The organism is Streptomyces taklimakanensis (genome assembly GCF_009709575.1).
Lineage (GTDB): Bacteria > Actinomycetota > Actinomycetes > Streptomycetales > Streptomycetaceae > Streptomyces > Streptomyces taklimakanensis.
In genome coordinates this window covers 4,226,904-4,249,611 of sequence record NZ_WIXO01000001.1, presented here as the reverse complement: position 1 = coordinate 4,249,611, position 22,708 = coordinate 4,226,904, and the positions used below count along the sequence as shown (strand labels likewise).

The following is a 22,708-nucleotide window of genomic DNA, read 5'->3' as shown; positions in this document are numbered from 1 at the left end:
CTTCCGCTCCGGGCCGCCGCCCATCACTCCGAGGAGTGCGCGAGGATCAGTCCTCCAGGTTGACGCCGCGGGCCGATCCGGCGCCGATCTCGTCGGCGATCTCGGAGAGCACCGCGGGCGGGATGGGCCCGTCCACGGTGAGGGCCACCAGCGCCTCGCCCCCCTCCTCGGAGCGGGAGACCTGCATACCGGCGATGTTGATGCCCGCCTCGCCCAGGACGCGTCCGACGGTTCCGACCACACCGGGGCGGTCGGCGTAGCGCAGGAACGCCATGTGGTCGGCGAGCGCCAGGTCGATGTCGTGCTCACCGACGGCGACGATCTTCTGGATGTGCTTGGGGCCGGACAGGGTCCCGGAGACCGAGACCTCCTCTCCCCCCGCGAGGGTGCCGCGCACCGTCACCACGTTGCGGTGCTCGGGGGACTCCGAGCTGGTCGTCAGCCGGACCTCCACGCCCCGTTCCTGGGCGAACAGCGGCGCGTTGACATAGCTGACCGTCTCGTCCACCACGTCCTCGAAGACGCCCTTGAGCGCGGAGAGTTCCAGCACCTTGACGTCGTGCTGGGTGATCTCCCCGTAGACCTCGACGTCGAGCCGGACGGCGACCTCGCCCGCCAGCGCGGTGAAGATCCGCCCCAGCCGCTCGGCCAGCGGCAGTCCGGGCCGCACCTCCTCGGCGATCACACCGCCCTGGACGTTGACCGCGTCCGGCACCAGCTCACCGGCCAGCGCCAGCCGAACGGACCTGGCCACCGAGATGCCCGCCTTCTCCTGGGCCTCGCCGGTGGAGGCGCCCAGGTGCGGGGTGCACACGACGTTGTCGAAGGCGAACAGCGGGGAGTCGGTGCACGGCTCGGTGGCGTACACGTCCAGGCCCGCACCCGCGACCCGGCCCTCCTTCAGAGCCGACAGCAGGGCCTCCTCGTCGACGATGCCGCCGCGCGCGGCATTGACGATCCGCACCGTCGGCTTGACCTTGTGCAGCGCCTCGTCCCCGATCAGGCCGAGCGTCTCGGGAGTCTTGGGCAGGTGCACGGTGATGAAGTCCGACACCTGGAGCAACTCGTCCAGGGAGAGCAGCTTGACGCCCATCTGCGCGGCCCGCGCGGGCTGCACGTACGGGTCGTAGGCGACGACCTTCATCCCGAAGGCGGACATGCGCTGGGCGACCAGCACGCCGATGCGGCCGAGACCGACGACGCCGAGGGTCTTCTCCGACAGCTCCACGCCGGTGTACTTGCTCCGCTTCCACTCGCCGTTCTTCAGGGCGGTGTTGGCCTGCGGGATGTTGCGGGCGGTGGAGATGAGCAGGCCACAGGCGAGTTCGGCCGCGGTGACGATGTTGGAGGTCGGCGCGTTGACGACCATCACGCCGGCCTTGGTGGCGGCGGAGACGTCGACGTTGTCCAGACCGACTCCCGCGCGGGCGATGACCTTCAGCCGCCGGGCGGCGGCGACGGCCTCGGCGTCGACCTTGGTGGCGCTGCGCACCAGGATGGCGTCCACGTCCGCGATGGCCGGGAGCAGTTCGGCGCGGTCGGCTCCGTCACAGTGCCGGATCTCGAAGTCCGGGCCAAGGGCGTCGACCGTGGCCGGGGAGAGTTCTTCGGCGATGAGTACTACGGGTTTGCTCACTTCGGTCTTCAGTCCTCACTGGTCCTTGGGGCCCCTCCCGCCACCTGGGATGGCGGGCGAGGACGGCCGCGTCCCGACGGCCGAGGGCGGTGGAGGTAGGCAGCCGCGTGGAGACGCACGACGCTGTGAGCCTGTGACGCGCTTGTTCACGAGTGTATCGGCGCGGAGGCGGCCCCGGTGGCCGTTCGCCGATCACCGGGGCCGCGCCGCGCCTCGCGGGCGGGCCGCTCGCCGTCCACCTGCGGATGAAAGAGCGGTGGGCGGGTCGCTCAGTTCTCGTCGTCGACCCAGCTCATGAGCTTGCGCAGCTCGCGGCCGGTGGTCTCCAGCAGGTGGTCGGAGTCGGCCTTCTTGTACTCGTTGTACTTCGGCAGACCGGCGTTGTACTCGGCCATCCAGTTCTTGGCGAAGGTGCCGTCCTGGATCTCGGCGAGCACCTTCTTCATCTCGGCCTTGGTGGTGTCGTTGACGATCCGCGGGCCGGTGACGTAGTCGCCCCACTCGGCGGTCTCGGAGACCGACCAGCGCATCTTCTCCAGGCCGCCCTCGTACATCAGGTCCACGATCAGCTTCAGCTCGTGGAGGCACTCGAAGTACGCGATCTCCGGCTGGTAGCCGGCCTCGACCAGGGTCTCGAAGCCCGCCTTGACCAGCGCCGAGGCACCACCGCACAGCACCGCCTGCTCACCGAACAGGTCGGTCTCGGTCTCCTCGGTGAAGGTGGTCTTGATGACGCCGGCGCGGGTGCCGCCGATGCCCTTGGCGTACGACAGCGCCAGCGGGAAGGCGCTGCCGGTGGCGTCCTGCTCGACGGCCGCGATGCACGGCACGCCGCGGCCCTCCTCGAACTGGCGGCGGACCAGGTGGCCCGGCCCCTTGGGGGCGACCATGCAGACGTCCACCCCGGCCGGGGGCTTGACGAAGCCGAAGCGGATGTTGAAGCCGTGGCCGAAGAAGAGGGCGTCGCCGTCCTTGAGGTTCGGGGCGATGGACTCCTCGTAGACCTTGGCCTGGATCGGGTCCGGAACCAGGACCATGATCACGTCGGCCTCGGCGGCGGCCTCGGCCGGGGTGACCACGCGCAGCCCCTGCTCCTCGGCCTTGGCCCGGGACTTGGAGCCCTCCGGGAGACCGACCCGGACGTCGACGCCCGAGTCGCGCAGGGACAGGGCGTGGGCGTGGCCCTGGCTGCCGTAACCGAGGACCGCGACCTTGCGGCCCTGGATGATGGACAGGTCGGCGTCGTCGTCGTAGAACAGCTCGGCCACTTGGGGTATCTCCTTGGTGTTCTTGCCGTACGGAGGTCTCGCCGTACGGATCGGGGGGTGCGGTGGGCCCGTCCCCGAACCGCTCCGGGGTCACCGTATGTCGCCGCGGGCGGGGACGGGCCGGGGTCTCGCTATGCGGTCCGGTCCAGGGCGCGCAGCGACCGGTCGGTGATCGACCTGGCGCCGCGTCCGATCGCGATCGTGCCGGACTGGACCAGTTCCTTGATGCCGAACGGTTCCAGCATCCTGAGCATGGCCTCCAGCTTGTCACTGCTCCCGGTCGCCTCGATGGTGACGGCCTCCGGGGAGACGTCGACGGTCTTGGCGCGGAAGAGCTGGACGATCTCCACGATCTGCGAGCGGCTGTCGTTGTCGGCGCGGACCTTGACCAGGACGAGTTCACGCTGGACGGCGGAGGACGGCTCCAGCTCGACGATCTTCAGCACGTTGACGAGCTTGTTGAGCTGCTTGGTGACCTGCTCCAGCGGCAGGTCCTCCACGTTCACCACGATGGTGATGCGGGAGATGTCGGGGTGCTCGGTGACGCCGACGGCGAGCGAGTCGATGTTGAAACCGCGGCGGGAGAACAGGGAGGCGATCCGGGCGAGGATGCCGGGGGTGTTCTCCACCAGGACGGAGAGCGTGTGCTTGGACATCGGACGTGGTGCTCCGTTCCTAGGGTTCCTCGGGGTTCTCAGTCGTCGCCGTCGCCGAAGTCGGGCCGGACGCCGCGCGCCGCCATGACCTCGTCGTTGGAGGTGCCCGCCGCCACCATCGGCCAGACCATCGCGTCCTCGTGGACGATGAAGTCCACGACGACGGGGCGGTCGTTGATGGAGTTGGCCTTCTCGATGACCGCGTCGAGCCGGTCGGGGGACTCGCAGCGGATGCCGACGCACCCCATGGCCTCCGCCAGCTTCACGAAGTCCGGGACGCGGGTGCCCTTGGGCGCCTCCTCGACGGGCCGCGCGTCGGGGCCGCTGTGCAGCACGGTGTTGGAGTAGCGCTGGTTGTAGAAGAGGGTCTGCCACTGGCGGACCATCCCCAGAGCGCCGTTGTTGATGATCGCGACCTTGATCGGGATGCCGTTGAGCGCCGCGGTGGCCAACTCCTGATTGGTCATCTGGAAGCAGCCGTCGCCGTCGATCGCCCAGACGGTGCGGTCCGGAACGCCGGCCTTGGCGCCGAGGGCGGCCGGGACGGCGTAGCCCATGGTGCCCAGACCACCGGAGTTCAGCCAGGTGGCGGGCCTCTCGTAGTGGATGAAGTGGGCCGCCCACATCTGGTGCTGTCCCACGCCGGCGGCGAAGACCGTGCCCTCGGGGGCCAGGGCGCCGATGCGCTCGATGACCTGCTGCGGGGACAGGGAGCCGTCCTCGGGCAGGTCGTAGCCCAGCGGGTAGGTCTCGCGCCAGCGGTCCAGCTGCCGCCACCACTCGGTGTGGTCGCCGACGTTGCCCGCCTCGTGCTCGGCGCGGACGGCCACGACCAGGTCGGCGATGACCTCACGGGCGTCACCGACGATGGGGACGTCGGCGGCGCGGTTCTTGCCGATCTCGGCCGGGTCGATGTCGGCGTGGACGACCTTGGCGTACGGCGCGAAGGAGTCCAGCCTGCCGGTGACGCGGTCGTCGAAGCGGGCACCGAGCGCGACGATCAGGTCGGCCTTCTGCAGGGCGGTGACGGCCGCCACGGTGCCGTGCATGCCGGGCATGCCCAGGTGCTGCGGGTGACTGTCGGGGAAGGCGCCGAGTGCCATCAGGGTGGTGGTGACGGGGGCGCCGGTCAGCTCGGCGAGCACCTTCAGCTCGGTGGTGGCGCCGGCCTTGAGGACGCCGCCGCCGACGTACAGCACCGGGCGGGCGGCCTCGGTGATCAGCCGGGCGGCCTCGCGGATCTGCTTGGCGTGCGGCTTGGTCACCGGACGGTAGCCGGGCAGCTCGTGGGCGGGAGGCCAGGAGAACGTCGTCCGCGCCTGGAGGGCGTCCTTGGCGATGTCCACCAGGACCGGACCCGGGCGGCCCGTGGAGGCGATGTGGAACGCCTCGGCGATCACCCGGGGGATCTCGGCCGGGTCGGTCACCAGGTAGTTGTGCTTGGTGACCGGCATGGTGATGCCGCAGATGTCGGCTTCCTGGAAGGCGTCGGTACCGATCGAGCCGGAGGCCACCTGACCGGTGATCGCCACCAGCGGGACGGAGTCCATGTGGGCGTCGGCGATGGGCGTGACGAGGTTGGTGGCCCCGGGGCCGGAGGTGGCCATGCAGACGCCGACCCTACCGGTGGCCTGGGCGTAACCGGTGGCGGCGTGACCCGCGCCCTGCTCGTGGCGGACCAGGACGTGGCGCACCCGCGAGGAGTCCATCATCGGGTCGTAGGCGGGCAGGATGGCACCCCCCGGAATGCCGAATACCGTGTCGGCGCCGACTTCCTCGAGAGAACGGATGAGGGACTGGGCTCCCGTGACGTGCTCGACGGTGGCGGGCTGCGGCTGTGCTCCGCCGGTACGGGTCCGCGGCTGCGGGCGGGGGGCCCCGGTGGCCTGCTCGGTCATCGCTTGTCTCTTCTCGGAGAGTGAGGGTTGACGCTCGTTGAGGGTGGCTGTGGCTGGGTTGCGCGCTGGAGTGCCGGTGCAACAAAAAACCCCTCGTGCCGTCAGGCAAGCGAGGGGAGCGCGTCGCTGTCGTCCAGGGGCGGGCGAGCCCGAGGTCAGTCGACGCGCTGTCCAAGTACGAGAATTCGGGTGCGCATGGCACTGACAATCCTCCCGTCGCCTGCGAGGTGTCAAGTGGGTGGGACGGACGTCTCAGTATTTGGGCGTACCGGGGGGTGCGGCAACGGCTCCGTCCCGGCCGCTCCGCTCCCGCGCAGGGGCAGCGAGCCCGCGACCACGACCGAACGGCCACCGACCGTGGCGCGCTGCTCGCCGTAGGGGACGGGGTAGCGCCCGCGGGCCATGGCGCGGCGCAGCCTGTGCTCTTCCAGGGGTTTGCAGAAGACCGGCCCCTGCGCGTGAGTGCACCCCATCGCGCGCAGGACGGCCGCCTGTTCGGGACGTTCCACCCCCTCCGCCACGGAGGCCATGCCGAGGTCGCCGGCGATCCGGAGCAGTCCGGACGTGATTTTGCGCACCTTGGGTGACTCCAGCACCCCGTCGACCAGGGAGCGGTCCAGTCTGAGCACATCGGCGGGGAGCCTGCCGAGCACGACGAGACCGGCCTGGGCGCCGCCGAAGCCGGCCAGCGCGATCCCCACGCCCATCCTGCGCAGCGCCGTGACCCACAGCTCCAACTCGTCGAGGGAGACCTGGGCGTCACAGCCCGCCACCTCCACGACGAGGGCCTCGGGCGGCAGTCCGTGCCGGGACAGCAGGGACTCGACGGCGGCCGGAGTCGTGGAGCGGCCCGTGAGACGACGCGCGTCAAGCCGTACGGACACCGGCACGGAGAAGCCCGCACGGTGGCGTTCGGCGGCCTGTTCGATGGCCCTGGCCAACAGTCGCTGCTGCCCCGTCCCGCCGGGCTCGTCCCCGCCGGAGGGCTCGACCGCGGGAACCTGCTCGGGATCGCCGGAGGGGAGGAGTACACCGGGGACGGGGTGTCTACGGGCCTGGGCGGCGACCGAGGTGATCCGGCCGCTGGAGAGTTCGACCACGGGCTGGTGGAGCAGGGCGAACTCTCCCTCGACCGGCGCGCCGCGCAGCCGGTCGGTGGTCAACTCGGCGCGGCGGACCGCCTCGGCCTGCTGCCGGGGCGCGTACAGCTCGACCCGGTTCTTGCCGGCCTGCTTGGCGCGGTACATGGCCAGGTCGGCGTGGCGCATCAGGACGGCCGGGGTCACCCCGGGCTCGGCGAAGGCCACCCCGATGGACGCGGCGACCCGCACCTCGCCCCCCTCGACGCGGTACGGCCGGGAGAGGGCCGCGCGCAGCCGCTCGGCGATCTCCAGTACGCGGTACTCGCGCTCGGCCCGGTCGCACCGATCGTCGCCCACGATGAGCGCGGCGAACTCGTCGCCTCCCAGCCGGGCCGCGGTGTCCCCCGACCGTACGGACTCCTGGAGCCGGCGGGCCGCCTGGACCAGGAGTTCGTCGCCCGCCTGATGGCCGATGGTGTCGTTGACGGCCTTGAAGCCGTCGAGGTCGATGTAGAGCACCGCCGTGTGGCCCGCCGCGGTGTCGCCCCGCCGCCGTCCGCCCAGCGCCTGCCGGACCCGATCGGTGAACAAGGCGCGGTTGGGCAGGTCGGTCAACGGATCGTGGGAGGCGTTGTGCTGGAGTTGGGCCTGGAGCCGCACCCGCTCGGTGACGTCGCGGCTGTTGAAGATCAGTCCGCTCTGGTAGCGGTTGACGGTGGACTCGACGTTGAGCCATCGGCCCGAGGCGTGTCGGATGCGGCACTCGATGCGGGTGGAGGGCTCCTCGTCGGGTCGGGCGGCCAGGAAGCGGCGCACCTCGTGCAGGACCCGACCGAGGTCCTCGGGATGGATCAGGGAGGCGAGTTCGGAACCGACCAGTCTGTCCGGTTCCCGTCCGTAGACGCCCGCGGCGGCCGGTGAGACGTAGCGCAGCATCCCGGCCGGGGAGGCGATCATGATGACGTCGCTGGAGCCCTGTACCAGGGAACGGAAGTGGTTCTCCTTCTGGGCCAGTTCCTGGGTGAGGTGGATGTTGTCCACCAGCATGATCCCCTGGCGCACCACCAGGGCCAGCACGACGGTGCACCCGGTCAACAGCACCACCCGGTCGATGCTCCCACCGTCGCGGACGTTGTAGAGGATCCCCAGGGTGCACACGGCGGCCGCCAGGTACGGCGTGAGAGCGGTCAGCGACCCGGTCATGGCACCGTTCGCCGGGACGGGCTGCCGGGCGGAGGGGCGCCGGGCCCCTCCCTCGCCGGCGCCGACCCAGGGCGCGTACGCCAACAACAGGGATCCGGCGAACCAGCCCGCGTCGAGCAGCTGGCCCGACGAGTAGTGCTCCCGCAACAGGGGCGAGGAGAACAGGGCGTCGCACAACACCGTCAGGGTGAGGGCGCCGATGACGGTGTTGACGGCGGAGCGGTGGGCGGACGAGCGCCGGAAGTGCAGGACGAGGACCATGCTGATCAGGACGATGTCCATCAGTGGGTAGGCCAGGGAGAGCGCCACCCGGGACACCGACTCGCCCTGCCAGTACGAGGGGTGGTCGAGCGCCAGGCTCCAGGAGAGGGTCAGCAGCGAGCCGCCGATCAGCCAGGCGTCGAGGGCCAGGCAGACCCAGCCCGCCCGACTGACCGGCCGCTTGGCGAGCACGAGCAGTCCGACGATCGCGGGGGGCGCGAAGAGCAGGAAGCAGAAGTCGGCGAGCGAGGGGCTGGGCACGGGACGGCCGAGCACGACCTCGTACCACCCCCACACCGCGTTCCCCGACCCGGCCATCGCCGAGGAGACGGCGAAGAGCGCCCAGGCGGGACGGAACGGGGTGCCGGGGTGGGTGCGGGCGTAGTGGAAGCAGGACGCCGCGGCCACGAAGGCCGCGATGCTCAGTCCGAAGTCGCCCATGAAGAGGGCCACCGTCTCCGAGCCCCAGCCGAGCGCCGCCCCCACCGCGTAGGCCCCGCAGAGCGCGGCGAGGGTGAGCCTGGGAAGTGTCCTCGGGCCCTTCGACCCCGTCTCGTCGCGCCGCCGCGCCGCGCGGGGCGCCCTGGGGAACCGCGGGAAATCCGTCTCCCGGAGGATCATCGCGCGGCCCTCCGGCACGATCGGCGCCGCCCCTGCGCGCGGAGTCCCGCGGCTCCGTGGTCCGTCCGACGTCGGTGGTGTGTCCGGTGATTCGTCCGGTGGCCGTGCATGTCGCCCGTCCCCCCTCGTGGTCTGGTACGCCCCCGAGCGGACGATACACCAGAAAAGTCACTCAGGGACATAGGTCACCTACACAGCGTGACTGAGATGAAAATTGCAGATACAATGCGCAGCCGCCCGTATCCGGAGCGTACAGCGGGTGGTGCGGTCGGCTCGTCGCGCCTACCGCTTCCGTTCCACCACCGCTCCGGCGCACTCCTCCCCCCGTCGAAGGGGCGCTACGCCGTGGCGACGACGTTCTCCGGGGGCCTCCCCGCCGCGAAGAGCCTCAGCTGGGAGCGGATCAGCCGCTTGGCCCGCGGTAGGAACGCCGTGGTGGGACCACCGACGTGAGGCGTGATCAGGACACCCGGCGCGCTCCACAGCGGATGCCCCTCGGGCAGCGGTTCGGGATCGGTGACGTCCAGGGCCGCCCGCAGCCGTCCGGACTCCAGTTCCGCCAGGAGCGCCGCGGTGTCCACGACGGCCCCGCGGGAGACGTTCACCAGCAGTGCCCCGTCCTTCATCCGGGCCAGGAAGTCCGCGTCCACCAGCCGGCGGGTGGCTTCGGTCAGCGGCGTGACGACGAAGACGACGTCCGCCTCGGGCAGCAGTCCGGGCAGGTCGGCCAGGGTGTGCACCGGGCCGCGCGGCGTGTCGCGGGCGGTGCGGGCGACACGGTGGACCGCCTCCGGTTCGAAGGGCAGGAGCCGTTCCTCGATGGCGGCGCCGATCGCGCCGTGGCCGACGATCAGCGCCGTCCGGTCGGCCAGGGCCGGGCGGAAGCCCGGTTCCCAGCGTCCGGCGTCCTGGGCCCGCACGAACTCCGGCACGCCGCGCAGGGAGGCGAGCGCCAGGGTGAGGGCGAGTTCGGCGGTGGAGGCGTCGTGGACGCCGCGGGCGTTGCACAACAGGGTGCCCGGGGGCAGCTTCGGTACGGCGGGCTCCACGTGGTCGACGCCCGCGGTGAGCGTCTGCACCACCCGTACGTTCGACATGTGCGCGAGCGGCCGTACGGCGACCGCCTGACCCTTCAGGTAGGGGACGACGTAGAAGGCGCAGCGCGTCGGGTCCGCCGGGAACTCCTCCGCCCCGTCCCAGTGGACGTACCTGAACGGTGCGGGCAGACCGTCGATCTCCTCGGGCCGGATGGGCAGCCAGACGTCCGTGCGTTCCATGGCCAGAGGCTACCCGGAGGCTGTGCGGGGCCCCGCCGGGCCACCCGTTAGGTTGGAACGGCGCCCGGTGGGGGGCGAGGGAGGGAGCACGTCCAGGTGGAGCGCAGGAGGATCGGTGCGACGGCGCTGGAGGTGGGCGCCATCGGGCTCGGCTGCATGCCCATGAGCTGGGCCTACACCACGTCCGAGCAGGATGGCGAGTCCTCGCTGCGCACGGTGCACACCGCGCTCGACCGGGGCGTGACGCTCCTGGACACCGCCGACATGTACGGCCCGTTCACCAACGAGCTGCTGCTGGGCCGGGTGCTCCGGCGACGCCGCGCGGACGCCTTCGTCTCCACCAAGTGCGGACTGTTGGTCGGGGAACAGCACATCGTGGCCAACGGACGCCCCGGCTATGTCAAACGGGCCTGCGACGCCTCGCTGCGCAGGCTGCAGACCGACGTGATCGACCTCTACCAACTCCACCGCGCCGACCCGGAGGTGCCCGTCGAGGAGACCTGGGGCGCGATGGCCGAGCTGGTGGCGGCCGGCAAGGTGCGCGCGCTGGGACTGTGCGCGGTCGGCGCACGGGCACGGCGGAGAGGCACCGGCACGTCCCTGTACGACGAAACGATCCGGCAACTCGAACGGGTACAACAGGTCTTCCCGGTCGGTTGTGTCCAGGCCGAGCTGTCGGTCTGGTCCCCGGAGGCCCTCACCTCGCTGCTGCCGTGGTGCGAGGCGCGCGGGATCGGCTTCCTGGCCGCGATGCCGCTGGGCAACGGTTTCCTGACCGGCACCCTCACCCCGGGAGGCGGCTTCGAGCCCGACGACGTACGGGCCCGCCACCCCCGGTTCACCGCCGAGATGATGGCCGCCAACCAACCGATCGTCGCCGGGCTGCGGCGCGTCGCCCGGCGGCACGGCGACGCCACCCCGGCCCAGGTCGCCCTGGCCTGGCTGCTGGCACAGGGACGGCACGTGGTACCGGTTCCGGGCACCAAGAAGGAACGTTGGGCGGCACAGAACGCGGCGGCGGCGCAGCTGGAGCTCACCGCGGACGACCTGGCGGAGATCGCCTCGCTGCCCCCGGCCCGGGGTTCGTGGGACTGAACCGGGAACATTCGAGGCCGCTTTCGACGTGTTCGGCGTACGGTCGGGTACGGGACCGCCGCGGCACCGGCGCCGCGGACGCCACCGTGACCGAGAGCCCCAAGAGTCTTCGAAAGGCACGTCGATGCTGCGAAGCCGTTCCCATCGTCCTCGGGCGGCCGTCGCCTCCCTGGCCGGTCTCGCCCTGCTCGCGGCGGGTTGTTCCGGCGGCGATTCCGATCCCGCCGGTTCCCCGAGCGCCACCACCGACCGGTCCTCCGCCGCCTCCTCCCCCTCCCCCGGCGCCTCGGCCGCGCCGGCCGAGGGCTCGGCGAAGGTGGTGGACACCGTCGCGACGGACCTGGAGTCGCCCTGGGGACTGGCGCCCCTGCCCGACGGCGACCTGCTGGTCTCCTCCCGGGACGAGGCAACGATCTCCCGGGTCGACGTCGACAGCGGGGAGGTGACCGAACTGGGCACGGTGCCCGGGGTGGACCCGGGTGGCGAGGGCGGCCTGCTGGGCATCGCCGTCTCGCCCGACTTCGCCGAGGACCACCACGTCTACGCGTACTTCACCAGCGCCTCCGACAACCGGATCGTGCGCATGCTCCACGACGAGGACGAGGAGCCGGGCGATCGGCTCGGCGCGCCCAGCACCGTCCTGAGGGGCATCCCCAAGGGGGTGATCCACAACGGCGGCCGGATCGCCTTCGGCCCCGACCGGATGCTCTACGCCGGCACCGGGGACACCGGCGACGAGAGCCTCGCCCAGGACAGGGACTCCCTCGGCGGCAAGATCCTGCGCATGACCCCGGAGGGCGAGCCGCCGGACCACGGCAACCCCGAGGCGGACTCCGTCGTCTACTCCTGGGGGCACCGCAACGTCCAGGGGCTGGCCTGGGACGCGGAGAAGCGGCTGTGGGCCTCGGAATTCGGCCAGGACACCTGGGACGAACTCAACCTGATCCGCCCCGGCGGCAACTACGGCTGGCCCGAGGTGGAGGGCGAGGCCGGCGAGGAGGGGTTCGTCGACCCCGTGGCCCAGTGGAAGCCGGCCGAGGCGTCCCCGAGCGGCATCGCCGTGGCCGAGGGGTCGGTGTGGATGGCGGGCCTGCGCGGCGAGCGGCTGTGGCGGATCCCCCTGAAGGGCGAGGAAACAGTGGCGGATCCGCAGGCGTTCCTGGAAGGTGAGTACGGGCGGTTGCGGACGGTCGTCTCCGACGGCGGCGACGGGCTGTGGCTGGTGACCAACGAGACCGACTCTCGCGGTACGCCCGAGGAGGGCGACGACCGCATCCTGAAGCTGGAGGTCCGCTGATGTTCAACCTGGTCGAGGAGTTGTTCAGTCCCGGCCGGCGCCACACCGACGACGAGCGCAGGCGGCTGGAGCACACCCGGGTGGAGGAGGGCGACCACGATCCGGGAAGCGGGCCCATCGACCTCTCCTCGGGACAGGTCCTGATAAGGCCCCAGCGTCCGGCCCCCGCCGAGGAGACCGACCCGGCGGCGGAGCGGGACTGAGGCGAGGGCTCGGCCGCCCGCCGGCGGCCGCCCGGCCAGGCCCCGGTCCGCCGGGTCCCCGTTCCGGCCTCCGCCGGGAACGGCGGAGGCCGGAACGGGGACCGGAAGGGGTTCAGCCCTGGACGCCCAGCTTCTCCAGGATGAGTTCGCGGGCGCGGGCGGCGTCCGCCTGACCGCGGGTGGCCTTCATCACGGCGCCGACGAGGGCCCCCGCCGCGGCCACCTTGCCGCCACGGATCTTCTCGGCGACCTCCGGGTTGGCGGCGATCGCCTCGTCCACGGCCTTGCCCAGCGCGCCGGTGTCCGAGACCACCTTCAGGCCGCGCTTCTCCACGACCTCATCCGGGTCGCCCTCGCCCGCGAGGACGCCCTCGATGGTCTGCCGGGCCAGCTTGTCGTTGAGGGATCCCTCGGCGACCAGCGCGCACACCCGGGCCACCTGGGCCGGGGCGATGGGCAGGGCGGACAGCTCGGTGCCCTGCTCGTTGGCCCGACGGGCCAGCTCGCCCATCCACCACTTGCGGGCCTGGTCGGCCGGGGCGCCCGCGTCGATGGTGGCGACGATCGGTTCGATGGCGCCGGCGTTGAGGACGGACTGCATCTCGTGCTCGGAGATGCCCCACTCCTCGCGCAGCCGGTTGCGGCGCACCCGCGGCAGCTCGGGCAGCTCGGCCCGGAGCTTCTCCACCCACTCGCGGGCGGGCGCGACGGGCACCAGGTCCGGCTCGGGGAAGTAGCGGTAGTCCTCCGCCTCCTCCTTGACGCGGCCGGAGGTGGTGGTGCCGTCGTCCTCGTGGAAGTGGCGGGTCTCCTGGACGACCTTCTCCCCCGCGTCCAGCAGCGCGGCGTGGCGCTGGATCTCGAAGCGGGTGGCCCGCTCCACGCTGCGCAGCGAGTTGACGTTCTTGGTCTCGCTGCGGGTGCCGAACGTCTCGGTGCCGTTCGGGCGCAGCGACAGGTTGACGTCGCAGCGCAGCTGCCCCATCTCCATCCGGGCCTCGGACACTCCCAGGGCACGGATGAGTTCGCGCAGCTCGGCGACGTAGGCACGGGCCACCTCGGGGGCGCGCTCCCCGGCACCGGTGATCGGCTTGGTGACGATCTCGATGAGGGGGATGCCGGCCCGGTTGTAGTCCAGCAGCGAGTGCGAGGCGCCGTGGATGCGGCCGGTGGCGCCGCCGATGTGGGTGGACTTGCCGGTGTCCTCCTCCATGTGGGCGCGCTCGATGCCCACCCGGAAGACCTCGCCGTCCTCCAGTTGCACGTCGAGGTAGCCGTCGAAGGCGATCGGCTCGTCGTACTGGGAGATCTGGAAGTTCTTCGGCATGTCCGGATAGAAGTAGTTCTTCCGGGCGAATCGGCACCACTCGGCGATCTCGCAGTTGAGCGCGAGGCCGATCCGGACGGCGGACTCCACCGCGGTCGCGTTGACCACCGGCAGGGAACCGGGCATGCCGAGGCAGACCGGGCAGGTCTGGGTGTTGGGCTCGGCGCCCAGCGCTGTGGAGCAACCGCAGAACATCTTGGTCCTGGTGCCCAGCTCGACATGGACCTCCAGGCCCATGACGGGGTCGTAGGAGGCCAGCGCGTCCTCGTACGACACCAGTTCAGTGACAGTCACGGAAAGCCAAACCTTTCAGGCGCTGCGGTCAGTCGTCGGCGAGGACGTCGTCGATGTCCAGGCGGCGCAGCTCGCGGATGAGGACGGCGGCGTTGGTGAGGACCGCGGCGCCGGAGACGACGGCGTCCAGCAGCTTGAGCGTGTCGGTCTCGCGGCGGGCGAGCTGGATCTGCTTGGCGACGCCGACGATGCCGAAGAGCGAGGTGCCGATGGACAGGTACAGGCCGGGCCTGCTCTTCTTGAACCCCTTGGCCTTCTTCAACGTGTTCACAGCGCGGGTGCCTCCTCCAGCAGCGGGTGGCCCCACCGTGCCTGGAACGCGGCCTCGACCGCGGCTCCGACACGGTACAGCCGGTCGTCGGCCATGGCGGGGGCGATGATCTGCAACCCCACCGGCAGGCCGTCCTCGGGGGCCAGGCCGCACGGCAGCGACATGGCCGCGTTGCCCGCCAGGTTGGCGGGGATGGTGCACAGGTCCGCCAGGTACATGGCCATCGGGTCGTCGGCGCGTTCCCCGATGGGGAAGGCGGTGGTGGGGGTGGTCGGCGAGACCAGCACGTCCACCTTCCCGAACGCCGCGTCGAAGTCGCGCTTGATGAGCGTGCGCACCTTCTGGGCGGAGCCGTAGTAGGCGTCGTAGTAGCCGGAGGACAGCGCGTAGGTGCCGAGCATGATGCGGCGCTTGACCTCGGGGCCGAAGCCCGCCTCGCGGGTGAGGGAGGTGACCTCCTCCGCGGAGTGGCCACCGTCGTCGCCGACGCGCAGGCCGTAGCGCATGGCGTCGAAGCGGGCCAGGTTGGAGGAGCACTCCGACGGCGCGATCAGGTAGTACGCGGCCAGCGCCCTGTCGAAGGACGGGCAGGAGATCTCGACGATCTCGGCGCCCAGTTCGCGCAGCAGCTCCACGGACTCGGTGAAGCGCCGCATCACCCCGGCCTGGTAGCCCTCGCCGCCGAGCTCCTTGACCACGCCGACGCGCAGCCCCTGGACGTTCCCGTCGCGGGCGGCGGCGACCACCGGCGGGACGGGGGCGTCGATGGAGGTGGAGTCCATCGGGTCGTGTCCGGCGATCACCTCGTGCAGCAGGGCCGCGTCCAGCACGGTGCGGGCGCAGGGGCCGCCCTGGTCCAGGGAGGAGGAGAAGGCGACCATGCCGTAGCGGGAGACGCCGCCGTAGGTCGGCTTGACGCCGACGGTGCCGGTGACGGCCGCCGGCTGGCGGATGGAGCCGCCGGTGTCGGTGCCGATGGCCAGCGGGGCCTGGTGGGAGGCGAGCGCCGCCGAGGAGCCGCCGCCGGAGCCGCCCGGGATGCGGGTGAGGTCCCAGGGGTTGCGGGTGGGGCCGTAGGCGCTGTTCTCGGTGGAGGAGCCCATGGCGAACTCGTCCATGTTGGTCTTGCCCAACACCACCACGTCCGCGTCCTTGAGGCGCCTGGTGACCGTGGCGTCGTACGGCGGGATCCACCCTTCGAGGATCTTGGAGCCGACGGTGGTGGGGACGCCCTCGGTGGTGAAGATGTCCTTGAGCGCGAGCGGGACGCCGGCGAGCGGGCCGAGCTCCTCGCCGCGGGCGCGCTTGGCGTCCACGGCGCGGGCACGGGCCAGGGCGCCCTCGCGGTCGACGTGGAGGAAGGCGTTGACCTTCTCGTCGACGGCCTCGATGCGGGCGAGGTGGGCCTCGGCCACCTCCACGGCGCTGGTCTCGCCGGAGGCGATGCGCGCGGCGGTCTCGGCCGCGGTGAGCCGGGTCAGGTCACTGGTGCTGGTCACGGTGGTCACTCCTCCCCCAGGATCTGCGGCACCTTGAAACGCTGCTGCTCCTGGGCCGGGGCGCCGGAGAGCGCCTGCTCGGGGGTCAGCGACGGACGGACCTCGTCCGGGCGCATGACGTTGGTCAGCGGCAGCGGGTGGGAGGTCGGCGGTACGTCCTCGTCGGCGACATCGGAGACGCGGGCGACCGCACCGATGATGTCGTCGAGCTGTCCGGCGAAGTGGTCGAGCTCTTCGTCCTTCAGCTCCAGACGCGCCAGCCGGGCGAGGTGGGCGACCTCCTCGCGCGTGATGCCAGGCATGCAGCGATTCCTCGGGGTGAGTGGTGGATCTTTCGGGGCTTGACGGACTCTTCCTGCGGTCCGCCCCAATCCTAGGGCGCCCGGCACCCCGGACGCACAGCACCACGGGACCACCGCGCGGACCCGCCTTCCGGCACGGGCCGGAGGCGCCCCGTCGCGGGCTACCGCGCGGGCTGTCCGTGGGAGCGTTCGATCCCCTGCCCGCCCGGCCCCGGCAGCGCGGGCGCCGCCCCCTCGACCACCGGGGGCACCCCGTCGCGCGCCCGCAGCCAGGCGGTGGCCTCGGCCGGCGGCAGCGCGGCGGAGACCAGCCAGCCCTGTACCGCGTCACAGCCCAGGGCGCGCAGACGCTCCCAGGTCTCGTCGTCCTCCACCCCCTCGGCGACGACCAGCAGACCCAGGGAGTGCGCCAGGTCGACGGTGCAGCGCACGATCTCGGCGTCCTCGGCGTCCACGGCGAGCCGGGCCACGAAGGAGCGGTCGATCTTCAGCTCACTCACCGGCAGCCGTCTCAGGTGGACCAGCGAGGAGTAGCCGGTGCCGAAGTCGTCCAGGGACATCCGCACACCGTGCCCGGTGAGCGCGGCGAGGGTGTCGGCGGCCTGCTGGGGGTCCTCCAGCAGGACGTGCTCGGTGATCTCCAGTTGCAGTGCCCCGGCGGGGACGCCGTGCCGGGCCAGCCGGGCGGCCACCGACCCGGCGAAGCCGGGGCTGTGCACGTCGCGCGGCGAGACGTTGACGGCGACCGGCGCCCTCAGGCCCTGGGCGCGCCAACGGGCGACCTGGGCGAGGGCGGTCTCCAACACGTACTCGGTCAGCCGGGGCATCAGGCCGGAGGTCTCGGCGATGGCGATGAACTCGTCCGGGGGGACCCTGCCGCGTTCCGGGTGCACCCAGCGGACCAGGGCCTCCAGGCCGGAGACGGAGCCGTCGAAGCCGACCTTGGGCTGGTAGTGCAACTCGATCTCGCCGGCGTCCAGGGCGCGGCGCAGGTCGCCCAACAGGCCCAGGCGGTCGGGGGTGTTGCCGTCCCGGGTGGCCTCGTAGACCTCCACCCCGCTGCGGTCCCGCTTGGCCTGGTACATCGCGACGTCGGCGCGGCGCAGCAGTCCCTCGGCCTCGCCGGCGTGGTCGGGGAAGACCGCGACGCCGGCGCTGGCCTCCAGCTCCAGCGTCAGACCGTCCAGGTCGAGCGGCGAGCCGAGCGCGGAGACGAGGGCGCGGGCGACGCGCTGGGCGCTGGTGGGCGAGTCGGCGAGCGGGAGCAGTACGGCGAACTCGTCCCCGCCGAGCCGGGCCACCTCGGCGCCGCGCGGCAGCGCCGTCCTCAGCCGCTCCGCTATCTGGAGCAGCAGCCGGTCGCCGGCCAGGTGACCGAGGGTGTCGTTGACCGAGCGGAAGCGGTCCAGGTCGATGAGGACGAGGGCGGAGCGGGCCCCCATCCGGTCGGCCTCGTCCAGGGCGGACCAGGTCCGTTCCAGCAGCCACTGACGGTTGGCGAGCCCGGTGAGGGGGTCGCGGAGCTGCTCCTCGGCGCGGGCGCGGGCGATCCACAGGGCGGAGTCCAGTGAGATCAGCGGCACGGCGAACAGCGGCAGCAGCGGTGGCGTGTGGGCGGCGACCACCACGATCAGCGGGGAGATGCCGAGCAGGGCCACCGCGACCAGCCCCTGCCGCACCAGGGCGGTGCGGGCGACGGTGGGCAGCCCGTCCCGACGCCGGGCCAGGGCGTACCACAGCAACACCCGGGTGACCACCAGGTAGGCGCAGGCGGCCAGGAGGACCTCGGGGACCGTGTAGGGGCTCCAGGCGTCCGGCAGCCAGGGGCGTTCCACGGAGGGGTGGACGCCGAAGGCGGCGAGGCAGAGCGCGGCGGCGCCGATGCCGAGGATGTCCACCGCCCCGTTGCGCGCGGCCTGTCGCCAGTGGTGCCGTCGGGCCGTGCCGACCAGCACCACGACGGCGAGGCTGACCAGGGTGGCCGGGATCCAGCCGTACAGCAGCAGGATGGCCAGGGTGAGGGTGGCACCGGATCCGGTGCCACCCCACCAGCGGTCCCGCCCCAGGGCCACCAGGTGACCGACGATCAGACCGGTGAGGACGGCGAAGGACCAGCCCGGCACGCCGCCGGGGAAGAGCGCGTGGCCCTCGGAGACCACTCGGAAGAAGCCGACGGCCAGCGCGGCACCGGCGACGGCGACGACCGCGAGGGAGAGGCCGGGGACCTCCAGCGCGATCAGACGCAGCGGGAGCGGCACGCCGTCGGAGCTCTTGCCCGGCGGGGCCTGCGGGTGCCCGTGGCGGAGCCACTGCCGTCCCCGGTCCCGGGGTTGTCGCTGCATGCGCGTCCCTCTCACAGCCGTCGGTGCCCACGCCACGGCAGGCGCACCCATCAACAGTAGGACGCGCACGGCCGTCGGGGCAGTGATCGATCGGGGTTGCCCGAATGCCGACCGGTCGATCGCGCCCGTCTGATAAGCGCCGCACGGACGCGCTCCATCACTCACCCAACGACGTTCGGTGGAAACGCGGTTGACGGCCGAACACCCCCGCCGTCACTCCGTGGTGGGCTCCGTGGTGGGCTCCGCGGCGGTGTCGGCAGTGGTGTCGGCAGTGGTGTCGGCGGGAACGACAGCGGCCTTCCGCGCGGCGTCGGGACCTTGCTCCAGGAGGACGGCCAGTCCGTCGTCGTCCAGGATCGGGACCTTTAGTTGCACAGCCTTGTCGTATTTCGATCCAGGACTGTCTCCTGCCACAACAAAACCGGTCTTCTTTGAAACAGAACCGGTCACTTTTGCTCCACGGCTCTGCAGTGCCTCCTTCGCCGCGTCCCGTGTGTACGCCCGGAGCGTCCCGGTGACGACGACGGTGACGCCCTCCAGCGGGCGCGGCCCCTGCTCGTCGCCGCCCTCCTCCTCCATCCGGACGCCGGCGGCCCGCCACTTCTCGACGATCTCGCGGTGCCAGTCCTCGGCGAACCACGCCTTGAGCGAGGCCGCGATGGTCGGGCCGACCCCCTCGGTGGCGGCCAGTTCCTCCTCCGACGCCCGGGCGATCCGATCCAGCGAACGGAACTCCCGCGCCAGTGCCTCGGCCGCCACCGGACCCACGTGACGGATCGACAGGCCGGTGATGACCCGCGCCAGCGGACGCTCCTTGGCCGCCTCGATGTTCTCCAGCATCGCCAGGGTGTTCTTGCGCGGTTCGCCCTCACGGTTGGCGAAGAGGGTGACGACCTTCTCCTCGCCCGTCTTCGGATCCCGCTTGGGCAGGCCGCTGTCCGGATCCAGGACGTGGGTCCTGATGGGCAGCAGCTGTTCCAGGGTGAGGTCGAACAGATCCCCCTCGTCCCTCAGCGGTGGCTCGGCCGGCTCCAGCGGCTGGGTCAGCGCGGTGGCCACCACGTACCCGAAGTGCTCGATGTCCAGGCACTTGCGGCCCGCCAGGTAGAACAGGCGCTCGCGCAACTGCCCCGGACAGGAGCGGGAGTTGGGGCAGCGCAGATCGACGTCGCCCTCCTTGGCGGGCCTGAGCGGGGTGCCGCACTCCGGGCACTCGGCCGGCATCACGAACTCCCGCTCGCTGCCGTCCCGCAGGTCGGCCACCGGGCCCAGGATCTCGGGGATGACGTCGCCCGCCTTGCGCAGCGCCACCGTGTCCCCGATCAGGACGCCCTTGGCCTTGACCACGTCCTGGTTGTGGAGGGTGGCGAACTCCACCTCCGAACCGGCCACCGTCACCGGCTCCACCACCGCGAACGGCGTGGCCCGCCCGGTGCGGCCGATGCTCACCTTGATGTCCACCAGCCGGGTGTTGACCTCCTCCGGCGGGTACTTCCAGGCGATCGCCCAGCGGGGCGCCCGCGAGGTGGACCCCAGCCGTCCCTGGAGGGGGATCTCGTCCAGTTTGACGACCACCCCGTCGATCTCGTGTTCCACCGAGTGCCGGTTCGTGCCGAAGTGCGCGATGAACTCCCGCACGCCCTCGATGGAATCGACCACCGTGTTGTGCGCGGCCGTCGGCAGCCCCCACTCGCGCAGCAGTTCGTACGCGTGCGACAGCCGGTCGATGTCGAGGCCCTCCCGGGCACCGATGCCGTGCACCACCATGTGCAGCGGGCGCTCCGCGGTGACCCTCGGATCCTTCTGTCGCAGCGAACCGGCCGCCGCGTTGCGGGGATTGGCGAAGGCCGGCTTGCCCGCCTCGACCAACCGGGCGTTCAGCTCCTCGAAGCGCTCCATGGGGATGAACACCTCGCCGCGGATCTCCACCAGCGCCGGGACCCGTGCCCCCTCCAGTCGCTCGGGGATGTCGGCGATGGTGCGGATGTTGGGCGTGATGTCCTCCCCGGTGCGGCCGTCGCCCCGGGTCGCCGCACGCGTCAGCCTGCCGTGCTCGTACGTCAGGTTGACCGCGAGTCCGTCCACCTTCAGCTCGCACAGGAAGTGGTACGGCACGTCGCCCAGTTCGCGCGCGATCCGCTCCGCCCAGCCCTCCAGCTCCTCGTCGTCGAAGGCGTTGTCCAGCGACAGCATCCGCTCGCGGTGTCGGACGGCGGTGAACTCCGTCTCGTAGGAGCCGGCCACCTTCTGCGTCGGCGAGTCGGGCGTGGCCAGCTCCGGGTACTCCGCCTCCAACTCCTGGAGTTCGCGCATCAGGGCGTCGAAGTCGGCATCGCTGACGACCGGAGTGGTCACGTAGTACCGGAAGCGGTGCTCCTCGATCTCCCGGGCCAACCGCGCGTGCCGCTCGCGCGCCTCGCTGTCCGGGCTCTCCATTTCCACGAATCCAGCCTCCCGTCACTCAGGGTCGTCGGCGAGCGATCGCGCCGCCCGGACACAGTGCGCCAGCGCCGCCCGCGCGTACGCCGGGGAGGCGCCCGCCAGTCCGCAGGCGGGCGTGACCACCACCGACCGCGCCAGCAGCTCCGGGGACAGCCCCAGCCTGCGCCACAGCGTCCTGACACCCATGACGCTACCGCCCGGGTCCGACAATCCGCTCGACCCCGCATCCGCCGCGGGCACGATCCCCGCGAACAGCGCCGTGCCGCCCTCGACCGCCTCGCCGACCGCCTCGTCGTCACGCTCGGTGAGCAGGGAGAGGTCGAGCGAGATCCCGGCCACGCCCGACCGGCGCAGCAGTCCGACGGGCACTCCCGGCGCGCAGCAGTGCGCCACCACCGGATCCTGCCCGGCGGCCGCCACCACCTGCCGCAGCGCCTGTTCGACCACGCCCCGGTCCACGGCCCGGTGGGTGCGGTAGCCGCTGGCGGTGGGCACCCGACCGGTCAGCACCGCCGGCAGCGACGGCTCGTCGAGCTGGAGCACGACCGTCGCGCCCGGCACCCGCCGCCGTACCTCGGCCAGGTGCTCGCGCAGCCCCTCGGCCAGGGACTCGGTCAGGTAGCGGCAGGCGCCGGCGTCGCCGAGCATCGCCTCGCCGCCGCGGCGCTCCAACGACGCCGCCATCGTCCACGGGCCGGTGACCGACACCTTCAGCGCACCGGAGTACCCCTGGGTGAACTCCTCCAGCGCGTCCAGGTCCTCGCCCAACCAGGAGCGGGCGCGCCGCATGTCGTGTCCCGGGGCGTCGGCGACCCGCCAGCCGCTGGGCTCCAGGTGGACGGGCAGCTCCACCAGCATCCCGGCCGTCCGCCCGACCATGTCCGCGCCCGGCCCGCGCGCGGGCAGCTCCGGCAGGTACGGGAACCGCTCCAGGGACCCGGTGACGGTCCTGACCGCCTCCCGCACGTCGGTCCCGGGCATCGAGCCGACGCCGGTGGCGGCGGCCGTCCCCCACGCGTGGGCGCTCATGCCGACGGCCTCACCCTCAGGTCGGTGATCTCCGCGTCCTCCGGCAGATCGAGGGCGGTCAGGACGGTGGTGGCCACCGCCTCGGGGGTGATCCAGCGCCCCGGGTCGTACTCCCTGCCCTCCTGCCGGTGCACCTTGACCTGCATCGGCGTGGCGGTGCGGCCCGGGTAGACGGAGGTGACGCGCACCCCGCCGCCCTTCTCCTCCGCCCGCAGCGCGTCGGCCAGCGCCTTCAGGCCGTGCTTGCTCGCGGCGTAGGCACCCCACTGCGGGTTGGCGTTCAGCCCCGCGCCGGAGTTGACGAAGACCACGTGGCCGCGGGCCAGGCGGAGCTGCGGCAGCAGCAGCCGGGTCAGCTCGGCCGGGGCGACCAGGTTCACCGCCAGGGTGGCGTTCCACACCTTCGGGGTCAGCTCGTCGACCGTGCCGAGGTCCACGACGCCGGCCACGTGCAGCAGGGAGTCCACCTCCTGCGGAAGTTCCTGGTGGGACAGCGCCCACGACAGCCGCTCGGGTTCGGCCAGATCCCCGACCAGGGTGCGGGCGCCGGGGAAGCGCCCGGCCAGTTCCCTCGCCCGTCCCGCGTCCCGCGCCAGCAGCCACAACTCGTCGCCGCGCTCGCTCAGCCGCTCGGCGATCGCGGCCCCGATGCCGGAGCCCGCCCCGGTGATCACATGCGTTCCCATGGTGGACATCGTCCCATCC

The 22,708-nt window shown here is 72.0% G+C and carries 17 protein-coding genes; 3 read left to right on the top strand and 14 right to left on the bottom strand.

Annotated features, from left to right (window positions below; all coding sequences use genetic code 11):
* Positions 1-46 precede the first annotated feature (46 nt).
* The 6 genes from serA to F0L17_RS18880 all read right to left on the bottom strand — a co-directional run bounded on the left by serA (position 47) and on the right by F0L17_RS18880 (position 9,902).
* Positions 47-1,636, bottom strand: coding sequence for a phosphoglycerate dehydrogenase (gene serA / locus F0L17_RS18905; RefSeq protein WP_162466403.1), 1,590 nt, complete (start codon positions 1,634-1,636; stop codon positions 47-49).
* 269 nt (positions 1,637-1,905) lie between these two features.
* Positions 1,906-2,904 (bottom strand): ketol-acid reductoisomerase, encoded by a 999-nt coding sequence (gene ilvC, locus F0L17_RS18900; RefSeq protein ID WP_162466402.1) that lies wholly within the window; start codon positions 2,902-2,904, stop codon positions 1,906-1,908.
* A 131-nt stretch (positions 2,905-3,035) separates the two neighbouring features.
* Positions 3,036-3,560, bottom strand: coding sequence for an acetolactate synthase small subunit (gene ilvN, locus F0L17_RS18895; protein WP_155071997.1), 525 nt, complete (start codon positions 3,558-3,560; stop codon positions 3,036-3,038).
* 38 nt (positions 3,561-3,598) lie between these two features.
* Complete coding sequence (locus F0L17_RS18890) at positions 3,599-5,458, bottom strand: acetolactate synthase large subunit (protein ID WP_155071996.1); 1,860 nt, start codon at positions 5,456-5,458, stop codon at positions 3,599-3,601.
* A gap of 230 nt (positions 5,459-5,688) precedes the next feature.
* A complete protein-coding gene (locus F0L17_RS18885; RefSeq protein WP_155071995.1) occupies positions 5,689-8,625 on the bottom strand; it encodes a putative bifunctional diguanylate cyclase/phosphodiesterase in 2,937 nt (978 codons plus the stop codon).
* Between the two features lie 338 nt (positions 8,626-8,963).
* Positions 8,964-9,902: a 2-hydroxyacid dehydrogenase gene (locus tag F0L17_RS18880; RefSeq protein ID WP_155071994.1), complete on the bottom strand. Its 939-nt coding sequence runs from the start codon at positions 9,900-9,902 to the stop codon at positions 8,964-8,966.
* A gap of 96 nt (positions 9,903-9,998) precedes the next feature.
* Here F0L17_RS18880 and F0L17_RS18875 point away from each other — a divergent pair, with 96 nt between their 5' ends.
* From F0L17_RS18875 to F0L17_RS18865, 3 genes are all read left to right on the top strand, one after another.
* Positions 9,999-10,997: an aldo/keto reductase gene (locus F0L17_RS18875; RefSeq protein WP_162466401.1), complete on the top strand. Its 999-nt coding sequence runs from the start codon at positions 9,999-10,001 to the stop codon at positions 10,995-10,997.
* A gap of 124 nt (positions 10,998-11,121) precedes the next feature.
* Positions 11,122-12,294, top strand: coding sequence for a PQQ-dependent sugar dehydrogenase (locus F0L17_RS18870; protein ID WP_155071993.1), 1,173 nt, complete (start codon positions 11,122-11,124; stop codon positions 12,292-12,294).
* Positions 12,294-12,497, top strand: a complete 204-nt coding sequence (locus tag F0L17_RS18865; RefSeq protein WP_155071992.1) for a DUF6191 domain-containing protein — start codon at positions 12,294-12,296, stop codon at positions 12,495-12,497. Before F0L17_RS18870 ends, F0L17_RS18865 begins: the two co-directional genes overlap by 1 nt.
* 112 nt (positions 12,498-12,609) lie before the next feature.
* Here F0L17_RS18865 and gatB read toward each other — a convergent pair whose 3' ends face one another.
* From gatB to F0L17_RS18825, 8 genes are all read right to left on the bottom strand, one after another.
* Positions 12,610-14,118, bottom strand: coding sequence for an Asp-tRNA(Asn)/Glu-tRNA(Gln) amidotransferase subunit GatB (gene gatB, locus F0L17_RS18860; protein ID WP_162466400.1), 1,509 nt, complete (start codon positions 14,116-14,118; stop codon positions 12,610-12,612).
* Positions 14,119-14,146: 28 nt separating this feature from the next.
* A complete protein-coding gene (locus tag F0L17_RS18855) occupies positions 14,147-14,389 on the bottom strand; it encodes a hypothetical protein (RefSeq protein ID WP_162466399.1) in 243 nt (80 codons plus the stop codon).
* Entirely contained in the window at positions 14,386-15,888 is a 1,503-nt protein-coding gene (gatA, locus tag F0L17_RS18850) for an Asp-tRNA(Asn)/Glu-tRNA(Gln) amidotransferase subunit GatA (RefSeq protein ID WP_162466398.1), read from the bottom strand. The genes F0L17_RS18855 and gatA overlap by 4 nt, the downstream gene beginning before the upstream one ends.
* Before the next feature lie 5 nt (positions 15,889-15,893).
* Complete coding sequence (gatC, locus tag F0L17_RS18845) at positions 15,894-16,190, bottom strand: Asp-tRNA(Asn)/Glu-tRNA(Gln) amidotransferase subunit GatC (protein WP_031505700.1); 297 nt, start codon at positions 16,188-16,190, stop codon at positions 15,894-15,896.
* 161 nt (positions 16,191-16,351) lie between these two features.
* Positions 16,352-18,532: a putative bifunctional diguanylate cyclase/phosphodiesterase gene (locus tag F0L17_RS18840; RefSeq protein ID WP_155071991.1), complete on the bottom strand. Its 2,181-nt coding sequence runs from the start codon at positions 18,530-18,532 to the stop codon at positions 16,352-16,354.
* A 213-nt stretch (positions 18,533-18,745) separates the two neighbouring features.
* Entirely contained in the window at positions 18,746-20,968 is a 2,223-nt protein-coding gene (ligA, locus tag F0L17_RS18835) for an NAD-dependent DNA ligase LigA (RefSeq protein WP_155073853.1), read from the bottom strand.
* Between the two features lie 21 nt (positions 20,969-20,989).
* The gene (locus F0L17_RS18830) at positions 20,990-22,003 is read right to left on the bottom strand and encodes a methionine synthase (protein ID WP_155071990.1); all 1,014 of its coding nucleotides are present in this window, start codon (positions 22,001-22,003) and stop codon (positions 20,990-20,992) included.
* The gene (locus F0L17_RS18825; RefSeq protein WP_155071989.1) at positions 22,000-22,689 is read right to left on the bottom strand and encodes an SDR family oxidoreductase; all 690 of its coding nucleotides are present in this window, start codon (positions 22,687-22,689) and stop codon (positions 22,000-22,002) included. Before F0L17_RS18825 ends, F0L17_RS18830 begins: the two co-directional genes overlap by 4 nt.
* Positions 22,690-22,708 lie beyond the last annotated feature (19 nt).